13 protein-coding genes are annotated in these 12,921 nt (G+C 62.5%); 6 read left to right on the top strand and 7 right to left on the bottom strand.

What is annotated here, in order from left to right; genetic code table 11:
* Positions 1–21: 21 nt before the first annotated feature.
* Complete coding sequence (locus tag APH35_RS08315; protein ID WP_060514536.1) at positions 22–831, bottom strand: SDR family oxidoreductase; 810 nt, start codon at positions 829–831, stop codon at positions 22–24.
* A gap of 239 nt (positions 832–1,070) precedes the next feature.
* On the opposite strand from APH35_RS08315, the gene APH35_RS28175 reads away from it, so the two are divergent.
* Complete coding sequence (locus APH35_RS28175; RefSeq protein ID WP_012271016.1) at positions 1,071–1,223, top strand: DUF3309 family protein; 153 nt, start codon at positions 1,071–1,073, stop codon at positions 1,221–1,223.
* Positions 1,224–1,298: 75 nt separating this feature from the next.
* On the opposite strand, the gene APH35_RS08310 is transcribed toward APH35_RS28175, so the two are convergent.
* The 3 genes from APH35_RS08310 to APH35_RS08300 all read right to left on the bottom strand — a co-directional run bounded on the left by APH35_RS08310 (position 1,299) and on the right by APH35_RS08300 (position 4,373).
* On the bottom strand, positions 1,299–2,963 hold the full coding sequence (locus APH35_RS08310) for a cation acetate symporter (RefSeq protein ID WP_012271015.1): 1,665 nt from the start codon (positions 2,961–2,963) through the stop codon (positions 1,299–1,301).
* Positions 2,960–3,271 carry a DUF485 domain-containing protein gene (locus APH35_RS08305; RefSeq protein ID WP_012271014.1) on the bottom strand — a complete coding sequence of 104 codons (312 nt, stop codon included), beginning with the start codon at positions 3,269–3,271 and terminating at the stop codon, positions 2,960–2,962. The genes APH35_RS08310 and APH35_RS08305 overlap by 4 nt, the downstream gene beginning before the upstream one ends.
* A 241-nt stretch (positions 3,272–3,512) precedes the next feature.
* The gene (locus APH35_RS08300) at positions 3,513–4,373 is read right to left on the bottom strand and encodes a glycine betaine ABC transporter substrate-binding protein (RefSeq protein ID WP_012271013.1); all 861 of its coding nucleotides are present in this window, start codon (positions 4,371–4,373) and stop codon (positions 3,513–3,515) included.
* A gap of 197 nt (positions 4,374–4,570) precedes the next feature.
* Here APH35_RS08300 and APH35_RS08295 point away from each other — a divergent pair, with 197 nt between their 5' ends.
* Positions 4,571–6,139: a glycoside hydrolase family 17 protein gene (locus tag APH35_RS08295; protein WP_012271012.1), complete on the top strand. Its 1,569-nt coding sequence runs from the start codon at positions 4,571–4,573 to the stop codon at positions 6,137–6,139.
* A 121-nt stretch (positions 6,140–6,260) separates the two neighbouring features.
* On the opposite strand, the gene APH35_RS08290 is transcribed toward APH35_RS08295, so the two are convergent.
* A complete protein-coding gene (locus APH35_RS08290) occupies positions 6,261–6,638 on the bottom strand; it encodes a hypothetical protein (protein WP_012271011.1) in 378 nt (125 codons plus the stop codon).
* A 190-nt stretch (positions 6,639–6,828) separates the two neighbouring features.
* Between APH35_RS08290 and APH35_RS08285 the strand changes: the two genes are divergently transcribed.
* Together APH35_RS08285 and APH35_RS08280 are read left to right on the top strand one after the other, a co-directional pair.
* On the top strand, positions 6,829–8,127 hold the full coding sequence (locus APH35_RS08285; RefSeq protein WP_012271010.1) for a serine protein kinase PrkA: 1,299 nt from the start codon (positions 6,829–6,831) through the stop codon (positions 8,125–8,127).
* A complete protein-coding gene (locus tag APH35_RS08280; RefSeq protein WP_081336902.1) occupies positions 8,120–8,944 on the top strand; it encodes an MlaA family lipoprotein in 825 nt (274 codons plus the stop codon). The genes APH35_RS08285 and APH35_RS08280 overlap by 8 nt, the downstream gene beginning before the upstream one ends.
* 68 nt (positions 8,945–9,012) lie before the next feature.
* Here APH35_RS08280 and APH35_RS08275 read toward each other — a convergent pair whose 3' ends face one another.
* The gene (locus APH35_RS08275) at positions 9,013–10,161 is read right to left on the bottom strand and encodes a patatin-like phospholipase family protein (RefSeq protein WP_012271008.1); all 1,149 of its coding nucleotides are present in this window, start codon (positions 10,159–10,161) and stop codon (positions 9,013–9,015) included.
* Between the two features lie 26 nt (positions 10,162–10,187).
* Positions 10,188–11,123, bottom strand: coding sequence for a lipid A biosynthesis lauroyl acyltransferase (locus tag APH35_RS08270; protein ID WP_060514535.1), 936 nt, complete (start codon positions 11,121–11,123; stop codon positions 10,188–10,190).
* Positions 11,124–11,234: 111 nt separating this feature from the next.
* Between APH35_RS08270 and minC the strand changes: the two genes are divergently transcribed.
* Together minC and minD are read left to right on the top strand one after the other, a co-directional pair.
* Positions 11,235–11,996, top strand: coding sequence for a septum site-determining protein MinC (gene minC, locus APH35_RS08265; protein WP_060514534.1), 762 nt, complete (start codon positions 11,235–11,237; stop codon positions 11,994–11,996).
* A 109-nt stretch (positions 11,997–12,105) separates the two neighbouring features.
* Positions 12,106–12,918, top strand: a complete 813-nt coding sequence (gene minD / locus APH35_RS08260; protein ID WP_012271005.1) for a septum site-determining protein MinD — start codon at positions 12,106–12,108, stop codon at positions 12,916–12,918.
* Positions 12,919–12,921 lie beyond the last annotated feature (3 nt).

Here is a 12,921-nt window from a genome sequence, read left to right as displayed (position 1 = left end):
GTAAAATCTCCTACAGATTATTCATCGCGCCTGGGCCTTGGTGCGCATTTTCACCGCCATTTCCGCCATCTCGTCATACAGCCGCTCGGGGGCCTGGCGCTTCAATTGCCAGGCTTGGCGCCCTGCTTCGTGGGGCAGTATCAGAAACTCACCCGCGGCGACCTGCTGATGGATGTAATCGGCAATGTCCGCCGCGCTGATCGGCGAGCCTTCCAACAGCTTGCCAACCTGCGCCTTCATCGCCGGGTTCGGCCCACGGAACGAGTCCAGCAGGTTGGTCTGGAAGAACGACGGGCACACCACATGCACGGCCACTTCCAGCTGGCGCAGCTCCACCAGCAGGCTCTCTGAGAGTGCCAGCACGCCGGCCTTGGCTACGTTGTAGTTGCTCATGCCCGGGCCCTGCATCAACGCGGCCATCGAGGCAACGTTGATGATGCGCCCCTTGCTGCGCTCCAGCAGCGGCAGGAACGCCTTGCAGCCCTTGACCACGCCCATCAGGTTGACCGCGATCTGCCAGTCCCAGTCCTCAAGAGACAGCTCGGCGAAGAACCCGCCCGAAGCGACCCCGGCGTTGTTGACGATCACGTCGATGCCGCCGAACTGCTCGGTGCAGGCCTGGGCCAATGCGGTGAGCTGGCTGTAGTCGCGTACGTCGCAACGCTGGACAAACCCTTCGCCGCCGGCTTCGCGCACCCGCTCCAGGGTTTCGCGCAAGCCGCTTTCGTTGACATCGGCCAGCGCCAGGCGCCAGCCCTCGCGCGCCCAGCGCAGGGCGATCTCGCGACCGAGGCCGGACCCGGCGCCGGTGATCATGATGCGGTTTTGCATGGTGGCTGGCCTTGTTTCAAGTGGTTGTGCCACGAGTCTAATCAAGGCCGAGTAGGCAGGCAGGGTTCATCAGGGTAGTGAATGGCCGGGCATGACCATGCGGTCAGTCCCGGCCCAGCCAGCGACAGGGCCAGTGCAGGCAGCACACAGATGGAATCTTTCACAAGCGGCACCGGTCCGAACATACAAGAGGCCAGCAGTCCGAGGCCCTTGACCCTCAAACACGCAAGGATTCTGTCATGACCACGATTCTGATCATCATCCTGATCCTCCTGCTGATTGGTGGCTTACCGGTCTTCCCGCACTCGCGCAGTTGGGGTTATGGCCCGTCGGGCATCGTTGGTGTGGTGCTGGTGATTCTGCTGGTGTTGTTGTTGCTTGGCATGATTTGACGCCACACCTGGCGCAGGACCAAAACGACAACGCCCCGATTGACGGGGCGTTGTGTTCAAGCAAGAAGCGTTTTTTTAGTGGGACACCGCCCCACTGGCACCCAGGCCCGTCTGCGAACGCACGAACTGCGGGTAGAACAGCGCACGCTCGTCATCAGCAGCCTTGGACTTGTCGGTGACCGAGAAGAACCAGATGCTGACGAAGGCAATGGCCATCGAGAACAGCGCCGGGTACTCGTACGGGTAGATTGGCTTCTCGTGGCCAAGGATCTGCACCCAGATGGTCGGGCCGAGGATCATCAGCGTCACCGCACTCACCAGGCCCAGCCAGCCGCCGATCATGGCGCCGCGGGTGGTCAGTTTCTTCCAGTACATCGAAAGCAACAGTACCGGGAAGTTGCAGCTGGCGGCGATGGAGAAGGCCAGGCCTACCATGAAGGCGATGTTCTGCTTCTCGAACAGGATGCCCAGGCCGATCGCCAGCACGCCCAGCGCGACGGTGGTGATCTTCGACACGCGGATCTCGTCCTTGTCGTTGGCCTTGCCCTTGCGCCAGACGCTGGCGTACAGGTCATGGGACACCGCCGAGGCACCGGCCAGGGTCAGGCCGGCAACCACCGCCAGGATGGTGGCGAAAGCCACCGCCGAGATGAAGCCGAGGAACACGCTGCCACCTACCGCATTGGCCAGGTGCACCGCTGCCATGTTGTTGCCACCCAACAGTGCGCCGGCAGCGTCTTTGAAGTCCGGGTTGGTGCTGACCAGCAGGATCGCGCCAAAGCCGATGATGAAGGTGAGGATGTAGAAGTAGCCGATGAAGCCGGTGGCGTACAGCACGCTCTTGCGCGCTTCCTTGGCATCGCTGACGGTGAAGAAGCGCATCAGGATATGCGGCAGGCCAGCGGTACCGAACATCAGAGCCAGGCCCAGCGAGAACGCCGAGATCGGGTCTTTGACCAGGCCGCCGGGGCTCATGATCGCCTCGCCCTTGGCATGCACCTTGATGGCTTCGGAGAACAGCGTGTTGAAGTCAAAGCCCACGTGCTTCATCACCATCAGCGCCATGAAGCTGGCACCGGACAGCAACAGCACAGCCTTGATGATCTGTACCCAGGTGGTGGCCAGCATGCCGCCGAACAGCACGTACAGGCACATCAGGATACCGACCAGGATGACCGCCACGTGGTAGTCCAGGCCGAACAGCAGCTCGATCAGCTTGCCGGCACCCACCATTTGCGCGATCAGGTAGAAGGCCACCACCACCAGCGAACCGGAGGCCGACAGGGTGCGGATTTCCTTCTGCCCGAGGCGGTACGAGGCCACGTCGGCAAAGGTGTACTTGCCCAGGTTGCGCAGGCGTTCGGCAATCAGGAAGAGGATGATTGGCCAGCCGACCAGGAAACCGATCGAGTAGATCAGGCCGTCGTAGCCAGAGGTGAACACCAACGCGGAAATACCCAGGAACGAGGCCGCCGACATGTAGTCGCCAGCAATCGCCAGGCCGTTCTGGAAGCCGGTGATCTTGCCGCCGGCCGCGTAGTAGTCCGCTGCCGACTTGTTGCGTTTGGAGGCCCAGTAAGTGATGCCGAGGGTAAAGGCTACGAAGGCCACGAACATGGCGATGGCGGAAACGTTCAGCGGTTGTTTCTGCACCTCGCCGGTCAGGGCATCGGCGGCCCACACGGCGGGTGCGAAGGCTCCGCAGGCCAGTACGGCCAGGGCTTTGGCGTGGCGAATCATTGTTGCGCCTCCTTCAGGATTTCCTTGTTCAGCTCATCGAATTCGCCGTTGGCGCGGCGTACGTAGATGGCGGTCAGGACGAATGCCGAAACGATCAGGCCGACGCCCAGGGGAATGCCCCAGGTAATCGACGACTCAGGGCTGAGCTTGGCGCCCAGTATGTGAGGACCGTAGGCGATCAGGAGGATGAAGGCGCAGTACAGGCCGAGCATGATCGCCGAGAGCACCCAGGCGAACCGTTCGCGTTTGGTAACCAGCTCCTTGAAACGGGGGCTGTTTTGTATCGAGAGGTAAATGCTGTCGTTCATTGTTTTTGTCCTAGCAGCACAGATAGGGGATGGAACCCACGCCCTTACTTTATGCGGCTGTTGAACGCCAACCAGACGACCTTAGTCTTAGATGCAACGGTGTTTTACCGATTGCGTAACAAAGTGGCGGCCCTTTCGCGGGTAAACCCGCTCCCACAGGGATCACACAGGCGTTGAAACCTGCGCAGTACCTGTGGAGCGGGTTTACCCGCGAAGAAGCAAAATTGGCAGTAACGGGTTGTTACTTGCCAGTCCACTCCTTCACACGATCAGGGTGCTTGGCCACCCAATCCTTGGCCGCGGCTTCAGGCTTGGCACCTTCCTGAATCGCCAGCATCACCTCGCCAATCTCGTCCTTGGACTGCCAGTTGAACTTCTTCAGGAACTCCGCCACTTCCGGAGCCTTGGTCGCCAGTTCCTTGCTGCCGATGCTGTTCACGGTTTCCGCCGCGCCATACACACCTTTCGGGTCTTCGAGGAACTTCAGCTTCCACTTGGCGAACATCCAGTGCGGAACCCAACCGGTCACCGCAATCGACTGCTGCTTGGCGTAGGCACGGCCCAGTTCCGCAGTCATCGCGGCGCCCGAGCTGGCCTGCAGCTTGTAGCCGGTCAGGTCGTAGTCCTTGATCGCCTGGTCGGTTTTCAGCATCACACCGGAGCCTGCGTCAATGCCGACGATCTTCTGCTTGAAGCTGCTATCGGTCTTGAGGTCGGCGATGCTCACCGCCTTGACGTACTCGGGGACGATCAGGCCGATCTTGGCATCCTTGAAGTTCGGGCCGTAGTCGACCACGTTGTCCTTGTTCTTGGTCCAGTACTCGCCATGGGTCACCGGCAGCCAGGCCGACAACATGGCATCGAGTTTACCGGTTGCCACGCCCTGCCACATGATCCCCGTGGCCACGGCCTGCAACTTCACGTCGTAGCCGAGCTTTTGCTTGATCACTTCGGCGGCCACGTTGGTGGTCGCCACGCTGTCGGCCCAACCATCCACGTAACCTATGCTTACTTCTTTAGCCATTGCCTGTGCAGCGCTCATGGCCATTACCAGGGCGGTGCCCACACCCAGGAAACGTCGCATTTTTTTCAAAGTCGCCATCAAAGCATCCCCTCGTCAGGTCTTGGAGATTGCATCATCTTCCTGCAACACAGGTCGACCTGATCCAGCTGCGACCTGCACCCGCCCCATATGCGACAGCACTGTGCCATTAGCGCCATCGGCCTACGCCGGCCTGCGCGATCCTTGCATGCCAAAGCATTGGCGCCGGGCTACTATCTACCCTTTTGCGCCTGACGATGGACCGCCCGATGCCCAGTTCTGCCCGCCTGCTGTTGCCGTTGTACCTGCTTGCCTGCCTGTTGGCCCTGCTTGGGCTTGGAGGGCTCTGGTACGGGCTGGGTAAGCCGGTACACCTGGCCGATGCGGCCAGCCCGACGCACAAGCTGCAGTGCGCCTCGTACACGCCGTTCGACAAAGACCAGTCACCCTACGACCAGCCATTACAGCTGCGCCCGGCACGGATGGACGCCGACCTTGCTTTGCTGGCTGAGCGATTCCAGTGCATCCGCACCTATTCCATGAGCGGCCTTGAGGCAATCCCGGCGCTGGCACGCAAGCATGGCCTGAAGGTGATGTTGGGCGCCTGGGTCAACGCTCACCCGGCCGACACCGACAAGGAAATCGACCTGCTGATCGCCACCGCCAACGCCAACCCGGATGTGGTCAGCGCGGTGATCGTCGGCAACGAGACACTGCTGCGCAAAGAGGTGACCGGTGCACACCTGGCCAAGCTGATCGCCCGAGTGAAGCAACAGGTCAAAGTGCCGGTGACCTACGCCGATGTCTGGGATTTCTGGCTGCAGCACCCGCAGGTGGCACCGGCGGTGGACTTCCTGACCATCCACCTGCTGCCCTACTGGGAGGACGAACCGCGCGGCATCGACGATGCCTTGGCCCACGTTGCCGACGTGCGCCGGGTGTTCGGCACGCGCTTCGCGCCCAAGGACATCCTGATCGGCGAAACCGGCTGGCCCAGCGAAGGCCGCCAGCGCGAGACCGCTGTGCCCAGCCGAGCCAACGAGGCGCGCTTCATTCGCGGCTTTGTGGCCATGGCCGAAAGCAACGGCTGGCGCTACAACCTGATCGAAGCCTTCGACCAGCCGTGGAAGCGTGCCAACGAAGGTGCTGTAGGCGGTTACTGGGGGCTTTACGATGCCGACCGGCAGGACAAGGGCGTGCTCGAAGGGCCGGTGAGCAACCTGCATTACTGGCCACAGTGGTTGCTGGCGAGTGCGGTGTTGATGTTGGTCATGTTGATGCTCGCCGGGCGCCCCGCGACTGTGCAGGCGGCAGTGTTGCTGCCACTGCTGGCGGCGTTTGGCGCGGTTTGCCTGGGGCTGTGGGGCGAGTTGATGCGCACCCATGCACGCTTTGTCGGGGAGTGGGTGTGGGCGGTGGCACTGGCCGGGCTGAACCTGCTGGTATTGGCCCATGCGCTGCTGGCCTTGGCGCAACGGGCCGGCTGGCGCGAACGTTTATTCGCCTGGCTGCAGGCGCGGGCCGGCTGGCTGTTGCTGGCGGCGGGTTTTGCCGCAGCGGTGAGCATGCTGGCGATGGTGTTCGACCCGCGCTACCGCAGCTTCCCCAGCGCTGCGCTGGCGTTGCCGGCGCTGGTGTATGTGCTGTGGCCGGTAAGGGCGCGGCGGGCGGAGGTGGCGCTGCTGGCGTTCATCGTCGGCGCCGGGGTGGCGCCGCAGCTGTTCGTGGAAGGGCTGGAGAACCAGCAGGCCTTGATCTGGGCGGTAGTGAGTGTGCTGATGACAGCAGCGTTGTGGCGGAGCTTGCGAATGACTCGAAAAGCCTGAAAACACAGGTAACGGTAGGAGCGGCCTTGTGTTGCGATGGGCCGCAAAGCGGCCCCAGAATTCGAGAAGCAGCACAGATTGCCGGGGCCGCTGCGCGGCCCATCGCGACGCAAGGCCGCTCCTACACAGACCGCGTCGCCTTGGCTTTTCTTACAAGCCGCAGCCCCGCTAGCACCAGCGCAAACACGGCAATGCTGGCGGTGTACAACACCAGCGCAGGCACCGCGAACACCAATGCCACCACCGCCAACCACCAGCCGGCGCGGCCGGAAACCACCTGTGCCAGCAGCGCCAACGCCAACCCACTCCAGGCCAACACCTGATGATGAATACCCAAGCCCAGCAGCGCGCGTACTTCACACTGCCAATACGCCGCAGGCGACGTGCACAGCCCTACCCACTGGCCATCCTCCATCAGCCCATAGCGCACGCCGTAACTGGCCGCGAGCCACAACCCTAGAAGCAGTACCAGCAGCGCAGCCGGCAGCGAACGAGACATCCAGTTCTCCAATAGCGGTAATCGAATTCATCCATGATCGCTTAAGCCCGGTTGTAAGGCAAAATCACAAACCTGCAGCTATGTTGCAGATAACCAGCACACCAAAGGCCACCGCGCCAGGCAACTTTGCCTGCGTTGATGTGGTCCTAGCCTGCACACTGCTCGACCTTGCGTTCTTTTGGGGGATTACATGCTTCGATCTTTGCGCCTCGCTGCCTTGCTCGGCAGCCTGCTTATGGCTGTGGCCGCTTCAGCGCGGGATATCGACGCCGCGAGCTACGGCTACCCCTTGACCAACCCGTTCGAAGCCACCATCGCCACCACGCCGCCGGACCAGCGCCCGACCCTGCCCAGCGACGACGAAATCAACCAGTCCGACTACAGCCTCAACCTGCGCCCGGAGCGCGAGTTCACTCTGCCCGACAACTTCTGGGCGGTGAAAAAGCTCAAGTACCGCCTGGCCCGCCAGGATCACGAGGCACCACTGATTTTCATCATTGCTGGCACCGGTGCGCCCTACAGCAGCAGCATCAACGAGTACCTGAAGAAGCTGTTCTACCAGGCTGGTTTCCACGTGGTGCAGCTGTCGTCACCCACCAGCTACGACTTCATGAGCGCCGCCTCGCGCTTTGCCACCCCCGGCGTCAGCCAGGAAGACGCCGAAGACATGTACCGGGTCATGCAGGCCGTGCGCGCCCAGCACCCACGCCTGCCAATCAGCGAGTTCTACCTCACCGGCTACAGCCTGGGCGCGCTCGACGCCGCCTTCGTCAGCCACCTGGACGAAACCCGCCGCAGCTTCAACTTCAAGCGCGTGCTGCTGCTGAACCCGCCAGTCAACCTGTACACCTCGATCAACAACCTGGACAAACTGGTGCAAACGCAGGTCAAGGGCATCGACCGCAGCACCACGTTCTATGAGCTGATGCTGCAAAAACTCACTCGCTACTTCCAGGACAAGGGCTACATCGACCTGAACGACGCCCTGCTGTATGACTTCCAGCAGTCGCGCCAGCACCTGTCCAACGAGCAGATGGCCATGCTGATCGGCACCTCGTTCCGTTTCTCGGCGGCCGACATTGCCTTCACCTCCGACCTGATCAACCGCCGTGGCCTGATCATTCCGCCGAAGTTCCCGATCACCGAAGGCAGCAGCCTCACGCCGTTCTTCAAACGCGCCTTGCAGTGCGACTTCGACTGCTACATGACCGAGCAGGTGATCCCCATGTGGCGTGCGCGCACCGATGGCAACAGCATCCTGCAACTGGTGAACCAGGTCAGCCTGTATGCCCTGGAAGACTACCTGCGCAGCAGCGACAAGATCGCCGTGATGCACAACGCCGACGACGTCATCCTCGGCCCGGGCGACATCGGCTTCCTGCGCCAGGTGTTCGGTGACCGCCTGACCCTTTACCCCCACGGCGGCCACTGCGGCAACCTCAATTACCGCGTCAACAGTGACGCCATGCTGGAGTTCTTCCGTGGTTAACAAACTCCTCTTCGCCACTGCCCTGCTGGCCGCCGGCCAAGCCCTGGCCGCCGAAACCGCCCCTCGGGCCAGCGTGATCGAGGCCGACCCGCAAGTGACCGCCGCACCACTGGCGCCCGAAGCCGACGGTTTTCTCGACCCGCTGCGCGAACTGAAATTCAACCCGGGGCTGGACCAGCGCGAGTTCGAGCGCTCCACCCTGGAAGCGTTGAACGTCTACGACCCGCTGGAGTCGATCAACCGGCGCGTCTACCACTTCAACTACCGGCTGGACCAATGGGTACTGCTGCCGCTGGTGAGTGGTTACCAGTACGTCACCCCGCGCTTCGTGCGTACCGGGGTGAGCAACTTCTTCAACAACCTGGGCGATGTGCCGAACCTGTTCAACAGTGTGCTGCAGCTCAAGGTCAAGCGCTCGGCAGAGATCACTGCCCGGCTGATGTTCAATACCATCATTGGTGTGGGCGGGCTATGGGACCCGGCGACCAGCATGGGCCTACCACGCCAGAGCGAAGACTTTGGCCAGACCCTGGGCTTCTACGGTGTGCCAGACGGGCCCTACCTGATGCTGCCGGTGCTGGGGCCATCGAACCTGCGCGATACCACCGGGCTGGTGGTGGACTATGCGGGCGAGCAGGCCATCAACTACCTGAACGTGCCCGAAACCAGCACCGACCACCCGGAAATTTTTGCCCTGCAGGTGGTGGATAAGCGCTACACCACCAAGTTCCGCTATGGCCAGCTGAACTCGCCGTTCGAGTATGAAAAGGTGCGGTATGTGTATACCCAAGCGCGCAAGTTGCAGATAGCCGAGTAACCTGTGCTGGCCCATTCGCGGCGGTTCGCCGCCTCGATGAACCCGCGAATGGGCCGTAACTGACAACGTCAAATCCCCAGGAACTGACACAACTCCCGCTTCTTGGCCAAAGCATCCCGTCGCCCCAACTCGATCAGTTCACTGCAATAACTCGCCTCGAACAGCAGATAGCTCAACACCCCCGCTCCACTGGTCCGCGTAGCCCCCGGCCCGCGCAGGAACAAGCGCAACGCCGCCGGCAGCTCACGCCGGTGCCGGGCAGCGATTTCGTCCAGCGGCTGGCTCGGCGCCACGACCAGCACCTCGACCGGCGCCAGCCCCAGGCGCCGGGCATCCAAGTGCGCTGGCAGCAAGCGGCTCAGGTGGTTGAGCCGCTGCAGCAACTCGATGTCGTCTTCCAGGCTGTCGATGAACGTGCTGTTGAGCATGTGCCCACCGATCTGCGCCAGGCTCGGCTGCTGGCCACTGAACACGCGCTGAGTGGGCAATGGCGGTGCCGGCCGCTGCGGGTTGCCGCTGACCCCGACCACCAGCACCCGGCTGGCGCCCAGGTGCAGGGCCGGGCTGATCGGCGCCGACTGGCGCACCGCACCGTCACCGTAATATTCGTCGCCCAACTGCACCGGGGCAAACAGCAGCGGAATGGCCGCGCTGGCCAGCAGGTGGTCGATGGTCAACGGCGTGGGCACGCCGATGCGGCGATGGCGCAGCCAGGCTTCGATGGTGCCGCGCCCTTGGTAGAAGGTGACCGCCTGGCCGGACTCGTAGCCGAAGGCGGTGACGGCCACGGCGCGCAACTGCTCGGCCGCCAGAGAATGGCCGATACCATCCATGTTCAAGTGTGCCTCCAGCAGGCTGCGCAGTGGGCTGCTGTCCAGCAGCGCCACCGGCGCCTGGCCGCCCAGGCCCAGCAGGCTATGGCCAACGAAACGGCTGGCTTGGCGAACGACTCCGGGCCAGTCACTGCGGATGACCAGATGGCTGCGAAAGTTCTGCCAGAAGGCAGTAAGCCGTTGCACGGCCTCGTTGAAATGAGTGGCGCCGCTGGCCAGGGTAACGGCGTTGATGGCACCGGCAGAGGTACCGACAATGACCGGGAACGGATTATGTGCGCCGGCAGGCAGCAACTCGGCAATGCCGGCAAGGACGCCAACCTGATAGGCGGCGCGGGCGCCGCCGCCAGAAAGGATAAGACCGGTTACCGGGGGTGGGGCCATGAACTCCTTCCTGGATCAGCTATTTTTCAGCGCTTTTTCTTCTCATACAGCCGTGGTGCACCCTCGGGCCGTGACTTGAACCGGCGGTGCGCCCACAGGTACTGCTCCGGACACTCGCGCAACACACCCTCGACCCACTGGTTGATACGCAGGCAGTCGGCCTCTTCGCTTTCGCCTGGGAAATCCGCCAGTGGCGGGTGGATTACCAGACGATAGCCGCTGCCATCCTCCAGGCGCTTCTGGGTGAACGGAATAACCTGCGCCTTGCCCAGCCGGGCGAACTTGGTGGTGGCGGTGACCGTGGCTGCGGGGATGCCGAACAGCGGCACGAAAATGCTCTGTTTGGCGCCGTAGTCCTGGTCGGGTGCGTACCAGATCGCCCGGCCCGAACGCAGCAGCTTGAGCATGCCACGCACGTCTTCGCGCTCCACTGCCAGCGAGTCAAGGTTATGCCGCTCACGGCCGCTGCGCTGGATGAAATCGAACAACGCGTTGCCATGCTCGCGGTACATGCCGTCGATGGTGTGCTGCTGGCCCAGCAGCGCGGCGCCGATTTCCAGGGTGGTGAAGTGCACCGCCATGAGGATGGCGCCCTGCCCCGCCTGCTGGGCGGCCTGCAGGTGCTCCAGCCCCTCGATATGGGCCAGGCGCGCGAGCCTGGCCTTGGGCCACCACCAGCTCATGGCCATTTCGAAGAAGGCGATGCCGGTAGAGGCGAAGTTGGCCTTGAGCAAATGCCGCCGTTCGTCGACCGACAGTTCCGGGAAGCACAGCTCCAGGTTGCGCGCGGCGATGCGCCGACGCTCACCGGCGAAGCGGTACATCACGGCACCCAGTGCCGCACCGATTTTCAACAGCACCCGGTACGGCAACTGGACCACCAGCCACAGCAGGCCCAGGCCCAGCCACAGGCCCCAGAACTTGGGGTGAAGGTAATAGGGACGAAAACGCGGGCGTTCCATTGAAGCATCCGGAAAGACAAAGGCCGCGCATTCTACAACGGATCAGCGCATGTTGCGGGCAACCGGTGTTCTCGTTATAAGTCAGGGCACTTTTTTCGCAACAAGCCGTCTATGCAGACCATGAGCCCAAACCACACACCCGACACCGCCTCCGTGTTCCAGCTCAAGGGCAGCATGCTCGCCATTACAGTACTGGAACTGGCGCGCAATGACCTTGAAGCCCTTGACCGCCAGTTGGCGGCCAAAGTCGCCCAGGCACCGAACTTCTTCAGCAACACGCCGCTGGTGCTGGCGCTGGACAAGCTGCCGGCCGACGAAGGGGCAATCGACCTGCCCGGCTTGATGCGCATCTGCCGCCACCATGGCCTGCGTACCCTGGCCATCCGCGCCAACCGCATCGAGGACATCGCCGCCGCCATCGCCATCGACCTGCCGGTGCTGCCACCGTCCGGCGCGCGCGAACGGCCGCTGGAGCCCGAGCCCGAGGTGGTCAAAAAGCCCGAACCCGCCCCGGCGCCACCACCGGCCCCCGAACCCGAAGTGCGCCCGACCCGCATCATTACTGCGCCAGTACGCGGCGGCCAGCAGATCTATGCTCAGGGTGGCGACCTGATCGTTACCGCCTCGGTCAGCCCGGGTGCGGAACTTCTGGCCGATGGCAACATCCATGTGTACGGCGCCATGCGTGGCCGCGCCCTGGCCGGCATCAAAGGCAATACCAAGGCGCGGATCTTCTGCCAGCAGATGACCGCCGAAATGGTTTCAATCGCCGGCCAGTACAAAGTCTGCGAAGACCTGCGCCGCGACCCGCTGTGGGGTACCGGCGTGCAAGTCAGCCTGTCTGGTGACGTGTTGAACATCACCCGTCTTTAACGGATACTTGCCAGCATTTTTAGAGCAACTTTTTTACCGTTGCCGTCATTTACGCTATTTCAGTTATTTGCAGGGACTTGTGTCCCGACTATTTTAGGGGTGAAACACCTTGGCCAAGATTCTCGTGGTTACTTCCGGCAAGGGGGGTGTGGGCAAGACCACCACCAGCGCCGCCATTGGTACCGGCCTCGCACTGCGCGGCCACAAGACCGTCATCGTCGACTTCGACGTGGGCCTGCGTAACCTCGACCTGATCATGGGCTGCGAACGCCGCGTGGTGTACGACTTCGTCAACGTGGTCAACGGCGAAGCCAACCTGCAGCAAGCCCTGATCAAGGACAAGCGCCTCGAGAACCTGTACGTGCTGGCCGCCAGCCAGACCCGTGACAAGGACGCGCTGACCCAGGAAGGCGTGGAAAAGGTATTGATGGAGCTGAAGGAAACCTTCGACTACGTCATCTGCGACTCGCCGGCCGGTATCGAGAAAGGCGCGCACCTGGCCATGTACTTCGCCGACGAAGCCATCGTGGTCACCAACCCCGAAGTGTCCTCGGTACGTGACTCTGACCGCATGCTGGGCATTCTGTCGAGCAAGTCGCGCCGCTCCGAGAACGGCGAAGAGCCAATCAAGGAACACCTGCTGATCACCCGCTACCACCCAGAGCGTGTGGAAAAGGGCGAAATGCTGAGCATCGCCGACGTCGAAGAAATCCTGGCGATCAAGCTCAAGGGCGTGATTCCCGAGTCCCAGGCAGTGCTGAAGGCCTCCAACCAGGGTATCCCGGTCATCCTCGACGACCAGAGCGATGCCGGCCAGGCCTATAGCGATACCGTCGACCGTCTGCTGGGCAAAGAAAAGCCCCTGCGGTTCATCGAAGTGCCGAAGCAAGGATTCTTCGCGCGACTGTTTGGAGGCAAGTAAACC

Source organism: Pseudomonas sp. NBRC 111132, assembly GCF_001320565.1.
GTDB lineage: Bacteria > Pseudomonadota > Gammaproteobacteria > Pseudomonadales > Pseudomonadaceae > Aquipseudomonas > Aquipseudomonas putida_P.
The sequence above is the reverse complement of the archived record's forward strand: the minus strand, read 5'-3'. Positions and strand labels throughout refer to the sequence as shown.